We start from the raw sequence: 20,941 nt of genomic DNA, 5'->3' as shown, positions 1-20,941 counted from the left end.
TTGATGGAGGAAGAGGGCGCCAATGCGTTTGTCTGAACTGAAAGACGCCGGGCGTACACCGACGTTACCGCTGAATATTGCCCTGGCCGATGCTGCTGGCTCAGCTGAATTGCAGCTGCTGAGCCTGTTGCGTGTGTTGCCGGGCCAACGTTATGTCGGCGCCGGTATCTGGCGCGGTCGTCCGGTGCTGGCAAAACTGCTGGTTGGACAAAAAGCGGCGCGGCACTTTCAGCGCGAGTTGGCCGGTGTACGTTTGCTCGCCGAACAAGGCCTGACCACGCCGCTGCTGTTGGCCGATGGCTTGCAGGAAGTCGAGGGCGGCTGGTTACTGTTTGAACTGCTGGAAAACGCGCAAAGCCTCGGTGATGCCTGGGCGGATGTAGCTGATTTGCCGCCGCTCGCCGACGAGCAGCAAGCGGTGCTGGGCGAGGCGCTGGCCGCCATCGGCCAGTTGCACAGCAAGGGGTTGTGGCAGGAAGACCTGCACCTGGACAACCTTCTGCGCCATGGCGGCAAGTTGTACTTGATCGACGGCGCAGGCATTCGCGCCGAGCAACCAGGCAAGTCGCTGTCACGGCAGAAAGTTCTGGAAAACCTCGGCGTGTTCTTCGCCCAGTTGCCGAAAAACCTTGAGCCGTTCACTGAAGAGCTTTCGGTGCATTACCTGCTGAGCAATGGCGAACACGGCTTGCCTATGGAGGCGTTGCAAAAGCAGATCGACAAAGTACGCGCCTGGCGCCTGAAGGATTTCCTGATCAAGGTCGGGCGCGACTGTAGCCTGTTCAGCGTCAAGGACAGCGCCAATGAGTTGCGGGCGGTTCGTCGTGAAGAAGAATCCGCCATGAATCCTGTGCTTGAACGTGCCGACGCATTGGTTGATCAGGGGCATCTGTACAAGACTGGCGGCGCAGCCAGCGTGGCCAAAGTTGAGGTGGCAGGTCGTGCGCTGGTGATCAAGCGCTACAACGTCAAAAGCTTTGCTCATTGGCTCAAGCGCTTCTGGCGCCCTAGCCGCGCCTGGCATTCCTGGTGCGAAGGCAATCGTCTGGCGTTTCTCGGGATCGCTACGCCCAAGCCGCTGGCGATGCTGGAACAACGGATTCTCGGTATGCGGCGCAAGGCTTATCTGGTGACGGAGTATCTGCCTGGGCCTGACATCATCGAGCGCTTCGCTGCGTATGTGGAATCAGCCGAAGTGCCTGAAACGGAGCTGCAAGCGCTTGACCTGTTGTTCTCGCAGTTGATTCGCGAGCGTATCAGTCACGGCGATCTGAAAGGTCATAACGTGTTCTGGCAGGAGGGTCGCTGGGCGCTGATCGATCTGGACGCCATGTGCCAGCACAGCTCACAGGCCTCGTTTGCCGAGGCATTCGCCAAGGATCGAGCGCGGTTCATGCGTAACTGGCCCGCTGATACGGCCCTACACCGAGTGCTGAATGAGCGAATTCCGAGGGTGTCTCGTAACGCAGAATGAATCGGTAGTCGTTTCTACCGCGTGGAAACGATCATATCCGTGAGCGGGCGCAGACCCGTGGGAGCGGACCTGTCCGCGAATGGGTCGATATGGCCAAGACATCTCTGGCGCCTGACGCTTAGTCTTCGCGGACAGGTCCGCTCCCACCTTCGGCAGAGGCGGATCGCGAAAACGGCACATACCCTGTGGCAGAAGCAGATCCTCGGTGTGTTCGAGATTCGGCTTTATTCCTCGGAATATCTGTTTTACCCCTTCATTTCCACCCGACCAAATCCAGCCGCATTACGCTATAATCCCGCCCTTTAGCTGCCCGCCGCCCCGGCGCGAGGCACACTTTTTTATCAGGCGCACGCCGCCTGCATGCAGACTAAAGAGGCTAGACCCTAGTGGCATTGACGATCCTTGGCCTGTCCGGCGCCCTTAGCCATGATCCTTCCGCGGCCCTGTACATCGACGGCAAACTCGTCGCCGCCGCCGAAGAAGAGCGTTTCGTTCGCGACAAGCATGCAAAGAACCGCATGCCCTACGAGTCGGCAAAATTCTGTCTTGAGCAAGCTGGCATCAAGCCATCCGACGTCGATGTCGTCGCCATTCCCTTTGCTCCCATCAGCCTGTTCGGCGAAGCCCGCTGGAAATACGCCAAGCGTTACTGGTACGCCCCGGACCGCGCACTCGACGCGATCCTGATGGGCAACCGTCGCTACAAACGCTATCGCAACAAGATCGTCTGGTGCCTTGAGCAACTGGGTTTCGACCCGAAAAAAATCAAGATCGAACCGGTCGAGCATCACCTGGCTCACGCCTCCAGCGCTTATCACTGCTCCGGTTTCCAAGAGAAAACGGCCATTCTGGGTATCGATGGCAAAGGCGAATACGCCACCACGTTCTTCGGCTACGGCGAGAACGGCAAGATCCACAAGATCAAAGAATTCTTCGATCCTGACTCCCTTGGCGGCTTGTACGGCGCGATCACCGAGTTTCTCGGTTTCGAAATGCTAGATGGCGAATTCAAAGTCATGGGCATGGCGCCTTATGGCGATGCCAGTAAGTACGACTTCTCGCGTCTGGCCAGTTTCGAAAATGGCGAACTGGTGATCAACACCGAGTACGCCAACGTGATCGGCATGCGCCGCTATAAAGAGAAGGGCAAGGGTTTCTACTTCTCGCCCAAGCTGATCGAGTGGCTAGGGCCCAAGCGCGAAGGCGACATCGCCGACGAGCCGTACATCCACTACGCCGCCAGCATGCAAGCGCTGTTTGAAAAGCTGGCGCTGCAAATGATGGATTACTACCTGGGTGACATCCTCAAGGAAACCGGCAAGATCGCGTTTGCCGGTGGTTGTGCGCTGAACGTCAAACTGAACCAGAAGATCATTGCCCGTCCGGAAGTCAAAGAGTTGTTCGTGCAACCTGCGTCGGGTGATGCTGGCACAGCGGTTGGCGCTGCAGCGTATGTGTCCCACGCCCGCGGCGTGCCGGTCGAGAAGATGGAACACGTCTACCTCGGCCCTTCGTACAGCAACGAAGACGTGATCGCCGCCTGCGCCCGTCACCCCAGCAAGCCGGTGTGGCGCCAGATCGAGAACACCCCGCAGCAGATCGCCAAAATCATGGTCGATGGTAACCCTGTGGCCTGGTTCCAGGGCCGCATGGAGTTTGGTCCGCGTGCGCTGGGTGGTCGGTCGATTATCGGTTGCCCGAGCATCGCCGGGGTGGCTGATCGCATCAACCACCAGATCAAGTTCCGCGAGCGCTGGAGGCCTTTCTGCCCGTCGATGCTTGATACCGTTGCCTCGCAAATGATCAAGATCGATCACCCGGCCCCCTTCATGACCTTCACCTTTGAAGTGGCCGAAGAGTGGAAAACCCGCGTGCCGGAGGTCGTTCACGAAGACGGCACTTCCCGTGCCCAGGTGCTCAAGCGTGAATACAACCCGCGTTACTACGACATGATGAAAGCGCTCGAAGACCTGACCGGCAACGGCGTGTCGCTGAACACTTCCCTCAACCGTCGTGGCGAGCCGATGATCTGCTCGCCGACCGATGCGCTTAACATGTTCTTCGGTTCGGACCTGCAATACCTGATCATGGAAGACATCCTGGTGGTCAAAGACGGCGCGGAAACCTATGACACGCTCGGCTGAGCGTCATGTGCTGCAGTTTTGCCACGGTTATGACGGGCCGTTTCTGGACTGCGCCCGTCAATATGCCAGCCTGTTTGCGGGCAAGGGATATCGGGTCACAACGGTATTTCTGACTGGCGTGGCCGACAAGGAAGTGGCCGCAGGCTGTGCGTCTGATGAAGTGCTGTTCATGGAGTACAGCTCTAAGGCCATTCGTGGACTCAAGCTGGGTGCGATCTTTGAATTGCGTAAGATCGCGGCCTCCCGTGATTTCACTTTCTGCATCGCCCATCGGTTTAAACCGGTTTACATCGCCCTGCTGGCAACCCGCTTGCCTGTGATCGGCGTACATCATGCCTTCGGCGATTATCAACGTCGCAGCCGCAAACTGTTTGCCCATCTGGCCCGCTGGCGGTTGAGCCTGTTGGGGGTGTCCGACGCAGTGCGCGACGACATGCGCAAGAGCCTGCCCAAGTGGCCAACGGGTCGTATTCAAACGTTGTACAACCGCATCGATGTTGATCAGCTCCAGGCCAGTCTTCTGTCTCGTGAACAAGCCCGTGAAGAGCTTGGGCTGTCGCCGGATGCCTGGATTGTCGGCAACGTCGGTCGTCTGCATCCGGACAAGGACCAGGCGACTTTGCTGCGTGGTTTTGCACAGGCGTTACCCGATCTACCTGAGAACAGCCAATTGGTGATTCTCGGTAAAGGGAGGCTGGAGCAGGATCTCAAAGAGCTCGCTATGGAGCTGGGCATTGGCGGTCAAGTGCTCTTGCTGGGACAAATTCCCCAGGCCAGTCGCTACTTCAAGGCGTTCGACGTGTTCGCCCTTAGCTCCGACCATGAACCCTTCGGGATGGTCCTGCTTGAGGCCATGGCTGCGGGCGTTCCTTTGGCTGCTACATCCTGCGGCGGTGCGAAGGAAGTGGTCGAAGGCATCGGCGTTCTGTTTCCGTTGGGAGACCAGGCTCGTCTTGCCCAAGGCCTGACGCACCTGTCGACGCTCGATGGTGAACAGCGCCAAGCGTGCGCTGAGCTGATGCTGCAACGCCTGCGCGAAAGGTTCTCCGACGCGGCGGTGCAAGACGTGTTCTGGCGTTTGCCGCAGGTCACCGACCTGACTGCGGAGTCTTGATGCTCAATCGATTTCAAAGCGTTCGTGAACGCGGCTGGACGCAAATCGATGCGCAAACCTACGAGCACACTTGGCAGCGTTATGGCGGCAGTGTTGCCACCCACCCGCAAGTGGTTGAGCGCCTGGCCGCGTTTGCCGACATTCCGGTGCGTTATCTGGCGTGGGAACAAGGCAGCGATGTCAAAGCCGCCATTGCCACCTGGGGTCGTTCGCTTGCGTTGTCCAAGGACGTGCTCAAACAACATGGCAAGAGAGGGCTGTTCGATCTGGGTAACGCCGAGTTGATTTTGCCGATTGCTGCCGACGCTCAGGTGCCGTTGCGTCATCGAGGGCGTTATCTGTCTGCGCTCAACCAAGGGCGTGTTTCGACCTTGAAGCCGCAGACCGAATCTCTGGCGATGGCGCGCACCCCTGAAGAGCTGTCCAAGAAGTTTCGCTACAACCAGCGCCGCGAACTGCGACTGCTGGAGGAGGCGGGCGGCGTCGTGCGTCCGGTCAGCGATTTCTCCAGTGCCGAGCTAGCAGCGATGTACTGCGATCTTTTCCAGCGGCGGTGGGGATTCCCAGCGACAGGGGCCGAGCGTATGACCGAAGTTGTCGAGCTGCTGCGCGACCTGTTGATCGGCTCGGCGATCTTCCTCAATGACGCGGCGATCGCGATCCAATTGGTGTACCGCGTCGAGGCGCCGGAGTGGGTCAGCGTGGAGTACGTCAACGGTGGCGTCGATCCGCAGACCCGCGACTTCAGCCCCGGCAGCGTGTTGAGCTTTCTCAACACCCAGAGTGCTTGGGAGCACGCTCGGGCACAGGGCAAGCCGCTGCGGTTTTCCTTCGGTCGCGCGGATCGTGAGTATAAAGATCGTTGGTGCAATCCTGTTCCGGTGTTCCAGATTTGAGCCGCAAGCAGGAGCTGCTCAAGCGCCATCGTCGCAACAAGCGGATGGTGTTGCTGATCGGCCTGTTGCTGCTGATCGTCGTTGGCGTGCTGATCGCCTGGTGGTTGCCGTTCCTGCTGGCAGTGCTGGCCTGGATCGCCCATGAAGCCTGGTTCTCAGATCATCTGTTTTATTCGCCTTCTGACGACTATCAGTACCGATTCCCTGGCGGCAGCCAAATTGGCGGCGTAAGGCTGGAAAGTGGCACGCTGACCCTGGAACAACCGATGTCGCTGTCTGGCGATGAAACGTTGGTTCTGTCGTTAGGCATCAAAAGCACCTGGCTTGGCCGGTTTCTTGATCCTGCCATCGAGCTGATCGGTCTGGAAGTGAGTGACCAGCAGGCTTTCGAGCGCGGGGTGAATGGTTTGCGCTATTTGAATCTGACCGGACTGGGCGAATCCCTGGTGACAGGCAATTTGCGCATACGTACTCGATTTTGCCGTGTGACTGGGGCGCCTGAGTTGTGTTCGTTCAGCCACTCCGACGTGCGAAGCCAGCGAGTGATGGTGATTGCTCCCCACGCCGATGATGCCGAACTTGCGGCGTTCGGCCTGTATTCTCAAGCGGATGAAAGCTGGATTGTCACTCTCACCGCAGGCGAGATTGAAGCCGAGCATTACCAGCAAATGGGCATGACCCGGCCAGACGCTGCGCGCATCAAAGGGCGTTTGCGCGCTTGGGATAGCATCGCTGTGCCGCGCTGGGGCGGTGTGCCGGAGTCTCGGTGTTTCCAGTTAGGGTATTTCTGCCTGCAGTTGCCAGCGATGCAGGCAGCCCCCGATCAGCCGATCGCTTCGCGCGAGGCTGAGCTGAGCGATATCCGGATGTTCCGCCAATTCAACCCGATGAGTCTGCCGGGAGATGCTGACGGCGCGCCGACCTGGAACAATCTGATCGCTGATTTGCGCGCGTTGTTGCTTCAGGCGCGACCGCAAGTGCTGGTCATGCCACACCCCACCATCGATCCCCACCCGGATCACATCTGCTCCCAGGCGGCGGTGTTAGAGGCGCTGGAAGGCTTGGCCTGGCAGCCAAAAGTGATTCTGGGCTACGCCAATCATCTGCATGACAATGACCGCTGGCCCATGGGCTGCGCTTACAGTGGCGTCGCTTTGCCTCCGGTGTTTGACCAGGCCCACGAGTTGATCCCTTATTGCATCCAATTGTCGCCCAACGTGCAGCGGGACAAAGCCATGGCTTTGGGTATGATGCACGACCTGCAACCTCCTGCACCGCTCAAACGTCGTGTGCGACGCTGGCTGCAGAAGCTGCTCGCAGGTCGACGTTGGCCGGCAGAAGGCGAAAACGAATTTTTCAGAAAGTCAGTGCGTCGGCACGAGTTGTTCTGGCGCCAGGACCGTTGAGCCCAAAATAGATTGAGCAAGCCGTCCCACGTCGCGGTGCTTTGCGGGTGACTGGGGCAAATATCGGTGGTGCCAAGGAAATCGATGAAAGTTCTATTCCTGGTCCAGAAAGAGCAACGTGCCATTCTGGACCGCCTGTACGAAGGCGTTACAGCGAGCTGCGAGTGTGACTTGCGCTGGCTGACCTCTGAAGAACAGCGAAACCTGCGTGGCTATTTCCGTCGTGAAGTTGACGTGACGCGCTACGACCGCATCGTCTTTTTCCTGCGCTTTAAGCAGGAGCTGCGTCAGGCCAGCTTTATTCGCACGATCCCCAATCTGGTGATCCTCGAACACGACGCCTATCAGAACTATATTCCTTGCAAATACACCGGGAAATTCAGCCTTCACTATCGCAAACTGCCTTGGGTGCGCGTGATCAGCTCGGGCTTCATGGTCAGTGAGCGCCTGCGTGAAGAAGGCTTCGACGCGGTCTTCGTGCCCAAGGGTTACGATCAAACCTTGCTCGCCGATCAGGGGCGTGAGCGCGATATCGAGCTGGCGTTTGTCGGCAGCACCAACAGCGTGGCCTACAGCGGTCGCAAGCAATTGCTCGATGAACTGGGCCGTGTCGAAACGCTGATCGTGACGCGCACCAAGTCCGGCGAAGAGTATTGCGACACCCTCAACCGTATCCGTTTTTTCGTCAGCGCTGACGTCGGTATGGGCGAGTACATGATCAAGAACTTCGAGGCCATGGCCTGTGGCTGTGTGTTGCTGACGTTCGACCAGGGCGAAGCCGAAAATGCCGCGCTGGGTTTTGAAGACATGCGCAACGTAGTGCTCTACAGGGATATCCCCCAATTGCAGCAAAAGCTGGCGGTTTTGCGCGATGATCCTGAATTAGCGTCGCGTATTGCCGTAGAGGGTAGAAATCTGGCAACGTCACAGTTCTCTTTCGCCGCGATCGGCGAGCGGATAGTGCAGGCTCTGGAACCCGACCTGCGTGAGCATGCGCCGCTCAGTTTAATTGAGCGGTTGCGCGCTGCGACAGGCTTCTGATGGAACAGATATTGGCCGGACTGTGGATTCAGGCGGTATGGCAGAGTGTGAATTGAACACAAGGACAGCGCCCTACGAGGGCGACAGGGTTCTACGGTTTTCTCTTTCGGGGTGTGCATTGGCTTTACCACTGATAAACCCTGCCCATATGAGTGTCGTGACGTTGACGTCAAGGCAAGGCGTGCGATGAGCATCATTAATGTGATGTGGTCCAGCGGTGCGCCCTTTTCCTCGGTTCACAAGGTCCATCAGCAAATTATTTCGCAGCTCGACCCTGCCACCGATATCAAGACGTGGTTCCTGCAGGGCGAAGCCAGCGGCTGCGCTGAGCCGGTGCCCCAGGTACGGGAGTGGAAACTGTCTTCGCGTTTGCTCAAAGAGCGTCACGTCTGGCGCCTGTTGAAGCCGGTGCTGCAATTTCGCATGCGCAAGGCATTGATCGAGAGTCAGGCCAAAGTTGTATTGCTCGACGGGCTGGGCGTTGCCAGGGTGCTGTTGCCAGTCCTCAAGGACATGCCCGATATCCGGGTTGTCGTGGTATTTCACGGTGCCACGAAAATGCGGGACCATCAGCGGCTGATGTTTCAGCAGTTTCCTGCCGAGCGCATGACATTGGCAGCGGTATCGCAAACGCTGGCGGCTTCGCTGCAGAAAACCCTGCAAATCCCCGTCATTGGCCTGCGCAGTGCGTTGGAGCCCGAATCCTTCTGCCTGCGGCTTTTGGCCCGAAAGCAGGCTCGGCGCGTACTCGATCTGCCCGCCGAAAACATGCGTATCCTCGGCGCCGTCGGGCGTCTGGTGACAGACAAGGGTTTTGATTACCTGCTGGACGCGTTCTCACAGTCGTTGGTGCGCCATCCCGATCTGAATCTGGTCATCATCGGCGAAGGTCCTGACCGTGGGGTTCTTGAGCGCAAGATCAAGCAGCTCAAGCTTGGCGATAAAGTCTTCCTGCCAGGGCACAAACCTGGGTTGGCGAGGCTTTACCGCGGTTTTGACTGGGTGGTGATTCCATCGCGTGAGGAAGGACTCGGGCTGGTGTTACAGGAAGCGGTTATTGCCGGCGTTCCAGTGCTGGTCAGCGATCTGGATGTATTTCGCGAGCAACTGGGCGACGCCGGGCATTATGTGCCTGTTGCAGACGTTCCGGCATGGGTTGCGGCGATTGAGCAGTTCACCGCCCAAGAGGGCGACGATGTTTCGGCGTCCCAGCACCGGGCGCTGGCTCCTGAAAAAGCCTGGGAGCAATTTCGCAATGACTCGCGTGCGCTGCTCACCTCTCATCCTTGAGAAGGGGTGCTCAAGATGCCAACAAGGCCTTCTCCAGGTCTTGCAGCGGAAATTCCTGACCAAGATTTTCCCGCTCGATATACCGCGCGAAATGCTGAACGTTACGCTTCTTCAGACGCTCTGAAAGGGGCGCCTTGAAAAAGCGCATGTCGGCAACGTCGATCAGCCCGAGCTTGTCCTCGGGCGTGACGACAATGTTGCCCAAGTGCAGCGAGCGGAAATAAATACCTGAACGGTGCAGGCTGCGGATCAACTCGATCAGCGCCGGAAGCGCTTGTGACCAGGAAAAACCCGGCTTGGCAGCGATTTGACGCAGAGTCTCACCCGGTAGCGGGCGATAGAGCACAGCGGTCATTCCCTGCTGCTCAAGGGTGTAGAAGTGCGTGACATTCAACGTCGGCACGCCGAGCTTTTTCAGCTGGGTGGCGTTGTCGATGAAGCGTCTGGAGTAGGGGCGCAGCAACGCTGATGAAAACCAGCGCTTGCGACGAAATAGTTTAAGGATTTTGCCGTCCTGCAGCATGTACACTTTCGCGCCATAGCTGTCGGCCTCCAGCACTTTGGCGCCGACGATCATTTGATTTAAAGCGGCTTTTGAAAGCCGGAAACATTGCATCAGTAGAAAGCCTTGTGAAAAGTTACGAGCTGTTTGACGGGCAATGATGCCCAAAAGTTAACGCTTTCACCATGCCGGGCAAGACTGGTCCTAAATTTTAGGGAGACAGGATGTACTCGAAACGCTGGGCACAGGTCCTGCTATCTGCAGGATTATTATGGTTTCTGCTCGCCATCGCATTCGCTCCGGCCAACAAGATCTATCAGCAGGGCCTCGTCGCGTTGCTTTGGGTACCTTGCATCGCGCTGGCCTGGTCGGCGCGGGCGCGTCTCGGTGAAGCATGGCGCGGGCAGCGGATATTGTTCTTGCTGCTGTCATTGCTGGCGATATGGGCGACGGTCAGCCTGGCCTGGAGTCACGCCGAAGAGCCTTCGCGTGAGCTCAAGCGAATCCTGTATATCGCGTTTTTCGTTCTGTTTTTCCCCATCCTGGCCGACGCCGAACCTGAGCGGGTCATACGCCTGATGCGCTGGGCCGGGTTGGGGCTGGGCATCGTCGCACTGGTGTCGATCATCAAGTTCTTCGGTATTGAGCACAACGCGTGGCAGGCACGCGTAAAAGGCATCGGTGAGCTCAGTCATCCGATTTTGGGTGCGTATGTGATCGGCGTATCGGTCATCTGGACCCTGCTTTGGCCGCCGCGCTCGCGCCCGTTGCAGGCGGTATGGGTGCTGGTTTTGATGGTCAGTTCGGCGTTCGTGGTGATGTCGCAAAGTCGCGGCGCCGTGCTCGCGCTTTTCTTCACGGTCGTGGCGCTGCCTGTCTGGTGGCGGCACCGACGTGCGTTTTACCTGTCGGCCGCCGCAGTCATGGTGGCGGTCATCGGCTTCATCGTGCTGGAACCATTGATGATGGCGCGTGGTTCGTCTTACCGTCCCGAGATATTCACCGCCGCATTAAATATGATCGAGCTGCATCCGTTCGCCGGTTTAGGGTTGGGCTCGGAATACAAGGTCGTCGTAGCCGACGGTTTCCGTTTCGATCACTCGCACAATCTGTTCACTCATATCGCCATCGAACTTGGCGTGCCTGGCATGCTGTTGTGGGTGGCGATCTGGCTGACTGTGCTCTGGCAAGCCTGGCGGGTTCGCGAGACTGATCTGGGTCGTGGTCTGATCGGTATCTGGCTGTTCTCGACACTTGCCATGCAATTCGACGCCGCGAGTCTTACCGGTTCCCCTCGCGCTGAATGGTTCATCAGCTGGTTGCCGATTGGCCTGGCGAGTCTGCTGGTATGGGCGCGAAGGGAAGTTGGCCCGGCTGTGATAAAATCCCGCGTTCCACTCAATCAGTGAGCTTTACGATGAGCGATACACCGTCCATTAGCGGACAAAGCTCCAGCATGACAATCTATTTTCGACTGCTGAACTACGTGAAACCCTACGTCGGGATTTTCATTCTCAGCATCGTCGGCTTCGTGATCTTCGCTTCTACCCAGCCGATGCTGGCCGGGATTCTCAAGTACTTCGTCGATGGCTTGAGTAACCCCGAAGCCGTCCTGTTTCCCAATGTGCCCTACCTGCGCGACTTGCAACTGCTGCAGGCCGTGCCGCTGCTGATCATATTGATCGCGGCGTGGCAGGGGTTGGGCTCGTATTTGGGTAACTATTTCCTGGCCAAGGTTTCGCTGGGGCTGGTTCATGACCTGCGCATAGAACTGTTCAACAAGTTGTTGGTGTTGCCCAACCGCTATTTCGATACCCACAGCTCCGGGCACTTGATTTCGCGTATCACCTTCAACGTGACGATGGTCACCGGCGCGGCCACGGACGCTATCAAAGTTGTCATCCGCGAAGGCCTGACGGTTGTTTTCCTGTTTATCTATCTGCTGTGGATGAACTGGCAGCTGACACTGGTCATGCTCGCCATCCTGCCGGTGATCGCCGTGATGGTCGGCAGTGCCAGCAAGAAATTCCGCAAACAGAGCAAGAAGATCCAGGTGGCGATGGGCGACGTGACGCATGTGGCGTCCGAGACCATTCAGGGCTATCGCGTTGTACGCAGCTTCGGCGGCGAAACCTACGAGCAAGAGCGTTTCGCCAAGGCCAGTACCCACAACACCGACAAGCAACTGCAGATGACCAAGACTGGCGCGGTTTATACGCCGATGTTGCAGTTGGTGATCTATACCGCCATGGCGGCTTTGATGTTTCTGGTCCTGTATCTGCGCGGTGATTCGACGGCGGGCGATCTGGTTGCGTACATCACTGCGGCAGGTCTTCTGCCCAAGCCAATCCGTCAGTTGTCCGAAGTCAGCTCGACCATCCAGAAGGGCGTGGCCGGCGCTGAAAGCATCTTCGAGCAGCTGGACGTTGCGCCTGAGCTGGACGAGGGCACTGTTGAGCTGGATCGAGTGTCCGGTACGCTGGAGGTGCGCAACCTCAGCTTCACTTATCCGGGCACTGAGCGTCAGGTATTGAACGACATCAGCTTCAGTGCGGCCCCTGGGCAGATGATTGCCCTGGTCGGGCGCTCAGGTAGCGGCAAGTCGACGCTGGCGAATCTGATTCCCCGCTTCTATCACCACGAGACCGGCAATGTCCTGCTCGACGGCGTAGACATCGAGGATTACCGCCTGCGCAACCTGCGCAAGCACATTGCTCAAGTGAATCAAAACGTTACGCTGTTTAACGACAGTGTTGCCAACAACATCGCTTATGGCGACCTGGCGGGCGCGCCGCGTGCGGACATCGAAGCGGCAGCGGCTGACGCTTACGCCAAGGAGTTCATCGAGCAGTTGCCTGAAGGCTTTGACACTCAGGTGGGTGAGAACGGTGTGTTGTTGTCAGGCGGCCAGCGTCAGCGGCTGGCAATCGCTCGGGCGCTGCTCAAGAACGCTCCGCTACTGATCCTAGACGAAGCGACCTCAGCGCTGGACACCGAGTCGGAGCGTCACATTCAGGCGGCGCTGGACCATGTCATGAAAGGCCGTACCACGCTGGTGATTGCTCACCGTCTGTCGACCATCGAGCGTGCCGATCTGATTCTGGTGATGGATCAGGGACGCATTGTCGAGCGTGGCACGCACAGCGAGCTCCTCGCGCAGAACGGCTATTACTCGCGTCTGCACGCAATGGGGCTGGACGAACCGGCGCCTGTCGGAGCGATCTGACCCGGCGCCCGGTGGCTGGAACGCTCAAATCTGTAGGAGCGAATTCATTCGCGAGACGGTACAGCAGGCAATAAAACTATGTCGGCTGTCGGGACCCTCGCGAATGGATTCGCTCCTACAGATAGCGTCCATCCTTGAACCCCCCTTCGACTTCCCCTCAGTACCTCAAGCCCCCCAAACCCTGTGCTAAGATTCCGCCCCTGTTCATTTAGTTACGGGTTGTTCGATGAAGTTGTCCATGCCGCGTTTCGATCAGGCACAGGTTTTGGTGGTGGGCGATGTCATGCTCGACCGCTATTGGCATGGCGGTACCTCACGTATCTCGCCTGAGGCCCCGGTGCCGGTGGTCAAGGTCGACCAGATCGAAGACCGTCCAGGCGGCGCTGCCAACGTTGCGTTGAACATCGCAGCCCTCGGCGCCAAAGCGTCGCTAGTGGGTGTGACCGGCGAAGACGAGGCCGCCGAAAGCCTAAGCAACAGCTTGAAGGCTGCGGGTGTCACGGCACGCTTCCAGCGCGTTGCGCACCAGCCCACCATCGTCAAGCTGCGCGTCATGAGTCGCCACCAACAGCTGTTGCGTATCGACTTCGAAGAGCCTTTTGCCACCGATGCTGAGGCGCTGAGCAAAGAAGTCGATGCGCTGCTCGATGGCGTCAAAGTGCTGGTGCTCTCCGACTACGGCAAGGGCGCCCTGAAAAACCACCAAGTGCTGATCAAATCTGCCCGTGATCGCGGGATTCCGGTTCTGGCCGATCCTAAAGGCAAAGACTTCGCGATCTATCGGGGGGCAACTGTCATTACCCCGAACCTGAGCGAATTCGAGGCCATCGTCGGCCACTGCGTGGATGAGGCAGAGTTGGTTTCCAAAGGGGCCGAGTTGATGAGCTCGCTCGAACTCGGCGCCTTGTTGGTAACGCGCGGCGAGCACGGCATGACCTTGTTGCGCCCTGACCAACCGGCGCTGCACCTGCCAGCCCGTGCCCGTGAAGTGTTCGACGTGACCGGCGCTGGCGATACGGTGATTTCCACGTTGGCTGCGGCCTTGGCGGCTGGCGAAGAGTTACCGCACGCGGTAGCGCTGGCCAATCTGGCTGCTGGCATAGTTGTCGGCAAGCTGGGGACTGCTGCGATCAGCGCGCCGGAACTTCGCCGCGCCATCCAGCGCGCCGAAGGTTCGGAGCGTGGCGTGCTGACGCTTGATCAGTTGGTGCTGGCCATCGACGATGCGCGCGCCCACAACGAAAAAATCGTCTTCACCAATGGCTGCTTCGACATCCTGCACGCCGGACACGTGACCTACCTCGAACAGGCCCGTGCGCAAGGCGATCGTTTGATCGTCGCCGTTAACGATGACGCCTCCGTCAGCCGCCTGAAAGGTCCTGGTCGCCCGATCAACAGCGTTGACCGACGCATGGCTGTGTTGGCAGGGTTGGGGGCAGTGGATTGGGTCATCAGCTTCCCCGAAGGCACACCGGAAAACCTGCTGACCCACGTCAAGCCTGATGTGCTGGTCAAAGGTGGCGATTACGGGATTGATCAAGTGGTTGGCGCCAGCATCGTGCAGGCGTACGGCGGCGAGGTGAAGGTATTGGGGCTGGTAGCCAACAGCTCGACCACCGCCATCGTCGAGAAAATCCGCGGGCAGTAAGCAGGACCCTCTTTACGAGCGAACTTGTTCGCGAGACCTTAAGGCTGACACACCCAGTCAGCCGACTCGCCAACCAGTTGGCTCCAACAGAGAGGCGCATCGGTGATTACGACTTATGCAGCGTCTTGCGCGCTATCCGCAGCAATTGCTTGGCGCCCACCTTCAAACGACGCTTGATGCTTGGCTTCTTCTTGGGAGTCAGGCCCTGCTGGGCGAGCCAATCTTTCCAGCGGATGCGCTCTTCATGCACCACCCAGCCTTCCTGGGCAGCAAAGCTTTCGGCTAAATACAGCCCGCGTGTGCTGGCGGGTGTCAGCTTGTCCTGTTTGAGCGTGTACAGCTCTGGCAGCGGGAGGCCGTTTTCAAGTGGCATCAAGTAGAGGTCAGGCTTGCTGCGATTGAGCCGGGCCACCAACTCGTCCTTTTCCAGGCTTTCATCAACGTGAAACAAGCTCAGCGGACGAGCTTCCTTCGGCACTTCCAGGCGCATGTCGTAGATCAACTGCAACGAGGCGGTGGGCAAATGCACGTAGGCACGGGGGCGTTCGATCAGGGTCATGCTGCCGCAGCGCACCGGACGTGCCGCCCCGGAAAGCGGGCTCAGGCGAAACGGCAGCGCCTCGCGGTAATGCAGCGCAGCGGCGTAGGGCGCTGGCAGCCAGGTATCTTTGAAGCGCCCACTCAACCAGCCTTGCGGCGTTTCGATCAGGCATTCTTCGGCCACTTCCTGAATGGCCGTGTGCAACGGCAAATTCAATTCATGGGCCGGGACGTATCCGGAAATCAGCTTGAGCACCACATCGCCTCGGTCTTGCCGACGCTGACGCACCAACACCCAGTAATCGCGGTTCTGCCAATTGAGCGTCAGGCGCACGGACACCCCAAGATTCGCAAGCTCCGTGGAGAAGCGCTCAGGGTCCTCGACTTCAATCTTGCGACGACGTTGCAGGGTCTGGGAAAAATTGAGCGGCATCCCTACGCTCTGGTAACTCAGGCTCTCGGGAGTGGCTTCTACAAACAGGGGCAGGGTCTTGAAATTACTGGGATTTTTTCGAATCAGCGTTCGCGGCATATCGGCTCCTTCTTACGTTGGGGTCGGCCGCCTGCATCAGGTCTGGCGACGAATCACGGCAGCGGCAGTCGCTACGTTATGGGCCAGATGCAGCGGATTAATGGTGCCGACGATAGCACCGGTGACGCCTGGGTGTTTGAAAAGCAATTCGAAGCTCGCTTGTACAGGATCGACACCAGGGCTTAAGCAAACGTGCCCGCTGGCGAGGGCCTTTTTTATCAGAATGGCTTTGCCGTGAGCAGCAGCGTAGTCCAGGACCGGTTTTTCACCTTGCTCATTGAGGTTGTACGTCACCATCGCGCAATCGCCATCGTGCAAGGCCAGAAGTCCGCCCTCGACCGTTTTGCCGGAGAAGCCGTAACCGCGAATTTTACCCTCGCGCTTGAGGTCGGCCAAAGCTTGGTACACCTCAAATTGCTTTAGGATCGCCAAGTCGTTGCCGTCGGAATGCACCAGTACTAAATCGATAAAATCGGTCTCCAGCCGTTTAAGGCTTCGCTCGACCGACAAGCGCGTGTGGGCAGCGCTGAAGTCATGACTGGACTGCCCACTCTCAAACTCCTCACCCACTTTGCTCACGATCACCCAATCCTGACGCTGCCCACGCAGCAACGGGCCCAGGCGCGTCTCGCTTGTGCCATAGGCGGGCGCTGTGTCGATCAGGTTAATGCCTAGATCGCGCGCCAGCTTGAGCAGTTGCTGTGCTTCAAAATCATCAGGGATCTTGAAGCCGTTGGGGTATTTCACGCCCTGATCGCGGCCCAGCTTGACTGTGCCGAGACCCAGCGGAGAAACGTCGATGCCGAGGCTGCCCAATGGGCGATGCAGATCATGCAGGGTCTTCATGGCAGCAATTGATCCCAGATCGGACGGGCGATCGGCGGCTTCGGAAAGTCTGGAAGTGCTGGCAGCGGCGTTGGGTGAATATCGTCACGGGACAGTGACGCCAACACGCGATCGGCGAAGTCTGGTGCCAGGGCGAGTTTGGTTGGCCAGCCAATCATCAACCGACCTTGCACGTCGAGAAACGCGTTGTCCGGGCGCGTAAGACCCGATTGCGCAGGCTCGGCGCGGTCAACACGAACGGTGGCCCACTGCGCCTGACTCAAATCGATCCAGGGCAACAAATGCGCGAGTTCTTTTTTCACCACGGCAATCTGTTCGGCAGGGTCGCGAGCGACACCTTCGGCTTCGGCAACGTCGCCACCCAGGTACCACACCCATTGCCCATCCGCTGCGGGATGTGTCGTTACCGTGATTCTAGGTTTGGGCCCGCCACCCAGGCAGTGGGCGTAGAGCGGTTTGAGCATCGGGCCTTTGACCAGCACCATGTGCAGCGCACGCCGTTGCATGGTCGGGCGGGTGACGTTCAGTGCGTTGAGCAGGTCGCCATTGCCGCCGCCTGCGCTGAGCACGATGCGTTGTGCATAAATATCGCGACCGTCGACCCGCAGACCAACAAGTGCATCGCCGTCACGCAGCGGCTCGATAATTTCCCCGGCCAGCAGACTGTCTCCCGCAAGCTCAGCGAGCTTGTCGATCAGGCTCGGCACGTCGATGACCAGCTCGGCCAAGCGATAGACTTTGCCTTTGAAGCGCGGATCTTGCAGCGCTGGCGGTAAATCAGTGCCTTTGACCTGATCGACACGACCGCGCACGGCCTTGCTGGCGAAGAAGCTGGTGAGATTGCCGGCGAGGGTGCCGGGGGACCAGAGATAGTGGGCTTCGGAGAGCAACCGCACGCCGGAAAGATTCAACTCGCCCTTGCCAGCCAGCGCCTCACGCCAGCGACGGGGCATGTCGGCGATGGCTTCCGAAGCGCCGGACAACGCACCGTGCAGCGCATATTTGGCGCCGCCGTGGATGATGCCTTGGGATTTCACGGTTTGCCCGCCGCCCAGCGTTGCGCTTTCTACCACCACCGTCGAGAACCCTTGTCGACGCAGCCGCGCGTTGAGCCAGAGACCGGCGACGCCCGCGCCGACAATCAGAACGTCAGTGGAAATAGCGGATGGCATGAACACCTCAGATGGCGAAACGAATGGCGCCATTATAGGGGAACACGCTTTTCAATGACCGGCGGTTTTCGAGAACAGTTGAATGACCACGACGCCCGCGACGATCATGCCCATACCGAGCATCGCCGGGACGTCGAGCTTTTGCCCGTAGATGAATAGCGCGGCGATGCTCACCATCACGATGCCCATCCCCGCCCACACGGCGTAGGCCACCCCCACCGGAATGCTGCGCACCACCAGGGTTAGCATCCAGAACGCCACGCCGTAACCGACGATCACCAACAGCAGCGGCAGCGGCGTGCTCAGGCCTTTAACGGCCTTCATTGAAACGGTGGCGATGACCTCGGCGCAGATGGCGATAGCCAGCAAGTAGTAAGCAGACATGGCAATACTCCCTTCAAATGCTCTCTTCAATGGCGAGCATTCTAGAGATAACCAAGATGGGGTAAAGTCGTTACCTATCGTTTTGGCTGATAGGTTGTGTAGTGATGCAATGGAATCTTGAGCAGATTCGGCTGTTCGTCAGTGTGGCTGAGCAGCGTTCCTTTTCGGCGGTGGCGCGGCAATCACAGCGTGCGCAGTCGGCGGTGAGTCAGGCAATTGCGTTGCTGGAAGCGGATCTGGGCGTCAGTCTTTTTGACCGTAGCAGCGGCCGTCAACCGCAATTGACGGGGGCCGGCAGTGCGTTGCTGGAAGAAGCGCGAGAGCTGTTGCGCCAGTGCGAACGGCTCGACGGCCGTGCGCTGGCCTTGATGCGCGGCGAAGAAGCGCGTTTGCGGGTGGCCCATGACGAAGCCATGCCCTATCAGCCGGTGCTCGACAGTCTCGAAGCGCTGGATGAGCGATTTCCCAGTGTGGAAGTACAGCTGGCGAGCAGTGCTCAGGGTGATGTGGCGCGCAAACTCGTCGAGCGCCGCGCCGACCTCGGTTTGCTATTTCATCATGAACAGATGCCCGAGGCTTTGGAGCGGCGGGCGTTGGGCAGCGTGGAAATGGTGACGGTGTGCTCGGTGAATCATCCGCTGGTCCATGAAGCCAGCGTCACGAGGCAGCATTTGGCGCGGCATCGGCAATTGTTGATCGCACCGCTGCAAAGCGATTACCCCGGCGGCGAGCAGTTAAGTCCGCAGGTCTGGCGTGCTGACAGCTTTTATGTGATGGCCGAGCTGTTGATGCGCGGCTTGGGCTGGGCTTGGCTGCCGCGTCATGTGGTGCAATACCCGGCTTACCACGGCCAGATGGTCGAGTTGACCAGCGAATGGACGCCGCCTGCGCTGGTGGTGGAAATGGTCTGGCGACGCGACGAGCCGCTCGGTCCTGCCGCGCGCTGGCTGGCTGAGTGCTTCACCCATCATTTGAAGGCTATTGGCTGATAAACTCCGCGCCCATGAATAGAACCCTCTATACCTTCCTGTTTCATCTTGGTCTGCCCTTCATCGCGCTGCGTCTGTGGCTTCGATCGCGCAAGGCGCCTGCTTACGCTCAACGTATTGGCGAACGGTTCGCAATGGGTCTGCCGCCCATGCAGCGGGGCGGGATCTGGGTCCATGCCGTGTCGGTGGGCGAAAGCATTGCCGCCGCGCCGATGGTTCGCGCACTGCTGGCGCAATATCCTCAGTTGCCTATCACCATCACCAGCATGACTCCGACCGGTTCCGAGCGTATCCGCTCGATGTTCGCCAACGAGCCACGCATTCAGCATTGTTATCTGCCCTATGACTTCCCATGGGCTGCGGCGCGTTTCTTGAATCATGTCCAGCCAACAGTCGGCGTGATTATGGAGACCGAGCTTTGGCCCAACCACATCCATCAATGTGCGAAACGAGGCATTTCCACGGTGCTGGCTAACGCGCGTCTGTCGGAGCGTTCGGCGCGGGGCTACGGCCGATTCGCCAGGCTCACCCGGCCGATGCTGGCTGAAGTCAGCCTTTTTGCGGTACAGACTCAAGCCGAGGCCCAGCGTTTTCTTGATCTGGGTGCGCGCCCCGAATGCGTGGTAGTGACCGGTTCGATCAAATTCGACCTGACTGTCGACCCAGCGTTGCTGGAACGCGCCACCCAGTTGCGTACCGAGTGGCAGGCGCTTGATCGCCCGGTGTGGATCGCCGCCAGTACCCACGAGGGCGAAGATGAGATTGTGTTGGCGGCCCATCGTCAGTTGTTGGTCACCCATCCGGACGCACTGCTGATTCTGGTGCCGCGTCATCTCGAACGCTTCGACAGCGTTTTTGAGATGTCCCGGCAGCAGGGTTTTTCCACTGTCCGCCGCTCGACGGCATCGCCTGTGACCGCATCCGATTCGGTGCTGGTGGGCGACACCATGGGTGAATTGCTGTTTCTTTACGCGCTGGCCGATATCGCATTTGTTGGCGGCAGTCTGGTGCCTACCGGCGGGCATAACTTGCTGGAGCCGGCAGCGCTGGCGAAACCGTTGTTGAGCGGCCCGCACCTGTTTAATTTTCTGCAAATTGCGGCGTTATTGCGCAGCGCCGGAGCGTTGGAGGAAGTGAACGATGCCTCCAGTCTTGCGGGGGCCGTCCAGCGATTGATTGAGCAGCCACGGCTGGCCCGTGAAATGGCGGACGCAGGTCTGAACGTGATGAAGGCCAATCAGGGCGCATTGCAGCGATTGCTGGGGGGGATCGCTCGTCTGATCGAGTAGATGGTTTTTAGGTCCAATCGGGCGATTTCGTTCGATGCTGTCAGTTATTTTTAGGTGTTTTGTAGGAAGCAATATCTCCGGATAGTAGTCCGCTTCCGAAAACTCAGTAGCCCTCTATTTTTGTGTTTCAGCGCTCAGACACGGGCGCTTGAGCTCTCTACATTCCGGCGCTTTCTTGGCGCGAATTACACGGAATGTCAGACGCTCGTTGGGCCGCCCGCCAGGGCGATGCCCTTTCCCACACCTCGGTCATGGCCGACCTCCTCGGCGGCGTGCTCGAAGTCGCGGCGTTCGTGGCCATTGGCGCGCTGGCGACGGCGGCCGTGGTTGCCGCCACAGGTTTGACCATCGCAACTGGCGGATTGGGTGCCTGCGTGCTTGGCGCCGTGGTGGGCGTGGCGGTGGGCGTCGCCATGGGGGCAACCGGTCTGGATGCCGGGCTGAGCAG

18 protein-coding genes are annotated in these 20,941 nt (G+C 58.9%); 13 read left to right on the top strand and 5 right to left on the bottom strand.

Annotation, left to right across the window (positions count from 1 at the left end; translation table 11 throughout):
- The first annotated feature begins 22 nt into the window (after nt 1–22).
- The 7 genes from ACWKV9_RS03740 (at nt 23) to ACWKV9_RS03710 (ending at nt 9,365) form a co-directional block, all read left to right on the top strand.
- Entirely contained in the window at nt 23–1,474 is a 1,452-nt protein-coding gene (locus tag ACWKV9_RS03740; RefSeq protein WP_483834754.1) for a lipopolysaccharide kinase InaA family protein, read from the top strand.
- Between the two features lie 386 nt (nt 1,475–1,860).
- A complete protein-coding gene (locus ACWKV9_RS03735; RefSeq protein WP_483834753.1) occupies nt 1,861–3,618 on the top strand; it encodes a carbamoyltransferase family protein in 1,758 nt (585 codons plus the stop codon).
- Nucleotides 3,602–4,732, top strand: a complete 1,131-nt coding sequence (locus ACWKV9_RS03730) for a glycosyltransferase (protein WP_483834752.1) — start codon at nt 3,602–3,604, stop codon at nt 4,730–4,732. Before ACWKV9_RS03735 ends, ACWKV9_RS03730 begins: the two co-directional genes overlap by 17 nt.
- Entirely contained in the window at nt 4,732–5,628 is an 897-nt protein-coding gene (locus tag ACWKV9_RS03725) for an antimicrobial resistance protein Mig-14 (protein WP_483834751.1), read from the top strand. The genes ACWKV9_RS03730 and ACWKV9_RS03725 overlap by 1 nt, the downstream gene beginning before the upstream one ends.
- Complete coding sequence (locus ACWKV9_RS03720) at nt 5,625–7,034, top strand: PIG-L deacetylase family protein (RefSeq protein ID WP_483834750.1); 1,410 nt, start codon at nt 5,625–5,627, stop codon at nt 7,032–7,034. Before ACWKV9_RS03725 ends, ACWKV9_RS03720 begins: the two co-directional genes overlap by 4 nt.
- A gap of 84 nt (nt 7,035–7,118) precedes the next feature.
- The gene (locus tag ACWKV9_RS03715) at nt 7,119–8,075 is read left to right on the top strand and encodes a glycosyltransferase family protein (RefSeq protein WP_483834749.1); all 957 of its coding nucleotides are present in this window, start codon (nt 7,119–7,121) and stop codon (nt 8,073–8,075) included.
- A gap of 186 nt (nt 8,076–8,261) precedes the next feature.
- Nucleotides 8,262–9,365: a glycosyltransferase gene (locus ACWKV9_RS03710; RefSeq protein ID WP_483834748.1), complete on the top strand. Its 1,104-nt coding sequence runs from the start codon at nt 8,262–8,264 to the stop codon at nt 9,363–9,365.
- Between the two features lie 10 nt (nt 9,366–9,375).
- Here ACWKV9_RS03710 and ACWKV9_RS03705 read toward each other — a convergent pair whose 3' ends face one another.
- Nucleotides 9,376–9,981 (bottom strand): BUD32 family EKC/KEOPS complex subunit, encoded by a 606-nt coding sequence (locus ACWKV9_RS03705; protein WP_483835374.1) that lies wholly within the window; start codon nt 9,979–9,981, stop codon nt 9,376–9,378.
- 110 nt (nt 9,982–10,091) lie between these two features.
- Between ACWKV9_RS03705 and ACWKV9_RS03700 the strand changes: the two genes are divergently transcribed.
- From ACWKV9_RS03700 to hldE, 3 genes are all read left to right on the top strand, one after another.
- Nucleotides 10,092–11,276, top strand: a complete 1,185-nt coding sequence (locus tag ACWKV9_RS03700; RefSeq protein ID WP_483834747.1) for an O-antigen ligase family protein — start codon at nt 10,092–10,094, stop codon at nt 11,274–11,276.
- A gap of 8 nt (nt 11,277–11,284) precedes the next feature.
- Nucleotides 11,285–13,093, top strand: a complete 1,809-nt coding sequence (gene msbA, locus ACWKV9_RS03695) for a lipid A export permease/ATP-binding protein MsbA (protein WP_483834746.1) — start codon at nt 11,285–11,287, stop codon at nt 13,091–13,093.
- Between the two features lie 226 nt (nt 13,094–13,319).
- Entirely contained in the window at nt 13,320–14,741 is a 1,422-nt protein-coding gene (gene hldE / locus ACWKV9_RS03690) for a bifunctional D-glycero-beta-D-manno-heptose-7-phosphate kinase/D-glycero-beta-D-manno-heptose 1-phosphate adenylyltransferase HldE (RefSeq protein WP_483834745.1), read from the top strand.
- Nucleotides 14,742–14,847: 106 nt separating this feature from the next.
- On the opposite strand, the gene ACWKV9_RS03685 is transcribed toward hldE, so the two are convergent.
- The 4 genes from ACWKV9_RS03685 to ACWKV9_RS03670 are packed head-to-tail and all read right to left on the bottom strand — an operon-like array spanning nt 14,848 to nt 18,215.
- Nucleotides 14,848–15,813, bottom strand: coding sequence for a metal ABC transporter ATPase (locus ACWKV9_RS03685; protein WP_483834744.1), 966 nt, complete (start codon nt 15,811–15,813; stop codon nt 14,848–14,850).
- A 36-nt stretch (nt 15,814–15,849) separates the two neighbouring features.
- Nucleotides 15,850–16,659, bottom strand: coding sequence for an aldo/keto reductase (locus tag ACWKV9_RS03680; RefSeq protein WP_483834743.1), 810 nt, complete (start codon nt 16,657–16,659; stop codon nt 15,850–15,852).
- Entirely contained in the window at nt 16,656–17,831 is a 1,176-nt protein-coding gene (locus ACWKV9_RS03675) for an NAD(P)/FAD-dependent oxidoreductase (RefSeq protein ID WP_483834742.1), read from the bottom strand. Before ACWKV9_RS03675 ends, ACWKV9_RS03680 begins: the two co-directional genes overlap by 4 nt.
- A gap of 51 nt (nt 17,832–17,882) precedes the next feature.
- Nucleotides 17,883–18,215, bottom strand: coding sequence for a DMT family transporter (locus ACWKV9_RS03670; protein WP_483834741.1), 333 nt, complete (start codon nt 18,213–18,215; stop codon nt 17,883–17,885).
- Nucleotides 18,216–18,319: 104 nt separating this feature from the next.
- On the opposite strand from ACWKV9_RS03670, the gene ACWKV9_RS03665 reads away from it, so the two are divergent.
- From ACWKV9_RS03665 to ACWKV9_RS03655, 3 genes are all read left to right on the top strand, one after another.
- The gene (locus ACWKV9_RS03665) at nt 18,320–19,204 is read left to right on the top strand and encodes a LysR family transcriptional regulator (protein ID WP_483834740.1); all 885 of its coding nucleotides are present in this window, start codon (nt 18,320–18,322) and stop codon (nt 19,202–19,204) included.
- 14 nt (nt 19,205–19,218) lie between these two features.
- The gene (gene waaA, locus ACWKV9_RS03660) at nt 19,219–20,493 is read left to right on the top strand and encodes a lipid IV(A) 3-deoxy-D-manno-octulosonic acid transferase (protein ID WP_483834739.1); all 1,275 of its coding nucleotides are present in this window, start codon (nt 19,219–19,221) and stop codon (nt 20,491–20,493) included.
- Nucleotides 20,494–20,687: 194 nt separating this feature from the next.
- On the top strand, nt 20,688–20,941 hold a 254-nt coding region (locus ACWKV9_RS03655; protein ID WP_483834738.1), incomplete at its 3' end, for a hypothetical protein.

The sequence above is a fragment of the Pseudomonas corni genome (assembly GCF_057128765.1).
Note: the sequence above shows the minus strand (reverse complement) of the source record. Positions and strands in the feature narration are given on the sequence as shown.

Bases quoted from the DNA above. Each gene is read 5' to 3' on its own strand.
- ACWKV9_RS03740 (WP_483834754.1), top strand. From the start codon at position 23: ATGCGTTTGTCTGAACTGAAAGACGCCGGGCGTACACCGACGTTACCG.
- ACWKV9_RS03730 (WP_483834752.1), top strand. From the start codon at position 3,602: ATGACACGCTCGGCTGAGCGTCATGTGCTGCAGTTTTGCCACGGTTAT.
- ACWKV9_RS03725 (WP_483834751.1), top strand. From the start codon at position 4,732: ATGCTCAATCGATTTCAAAGCGTTCGTGAACGCGGCTGGACGCAAATC.
- ACWKV9_RS03715 (WP_483834749.1), top strand. From the start codon at position 7,119: ATGAAAGTTCTATTCCTGGTCCAGAAAGAGCAACGTGCCATTCTGGAC.
- ACWKV9_RS03710 (WP_483834748.1), top strand. From the start codon at position 8,262: ATGAGCATCATTAATGTGATGTGGTCCAGCGGTGCGCCCTTTTCCTCG.
- ACWKV9_RS03705 (WP_483835374.1), bottom strand. From the start codon at position 9,981: ATGCAATGTTTCCGGCTTTCAAAAGCCGCTTTAAATCAAATGATCGTC.
- ACWKV9_RS03700 (WP_483834747.1), top strand. From the start codon at position 10,092: ATGTACTCGAAACGCTGGGCACAGGTCCTGCTATCTGCAGGATTATTA.
- msbA (WP_483834746.1), top strand. From the start codon at position 11,285: ATGAGCGATACACCGTCCATTAGCGGACAAAGCTCCAGCATGACAATC.
- hldE (WP_483834745.1), top strand. From the start codon at position 13,320: ATGAAGTTGTCCATGCCGCGTTTCGATCAGGCACAGGTTTTGGTGGTG.
- ACWKV9_RS03685 (WP_483834744.1), bottom strand. From the start codon at position 15,813: ATGCCGCGAACGCTGATTCGAAAAAATCCCAGTAATTTCAAGACCCTG.
- ACWKV9_RS03680 (WP_483834743.1), bottom strand. From the start codon at position 16,659: ATGAAGACCCTGCATGATCTGCATCGCCCATTGGGCAGCCTCGGCATC.
- ACWKV9_RS03675 (WP_483834742.1), bottom strand. From the start codon at position 17,831: ATGCCATCCGCTATTTCCACTGACGTTCTGATTGTCGGCGCGGGCGTC.
- ACWKV9_RS03670 (WP_483834741.1), bottom strand. From the start codon at position 18,215: ATGTCTGCTTACTACTTGCTGGCTATCGCCATCTGCGCCGAGGTCATC.
- ACWKV9_RS03665 (WP_483834740.1), top strand. From the start codon at position 18,320: ATGCAATGGAATCTTGAGCAGATTCGGCTGTTCGTCAGTGTGGCTGAG.
- waaA (WP_483834739.1), top strand. From the start codon at position 19,219: ATGAATAGAACCCTCTATACCTTCCTGTTTCATCTTGGTCTGCCCTTC.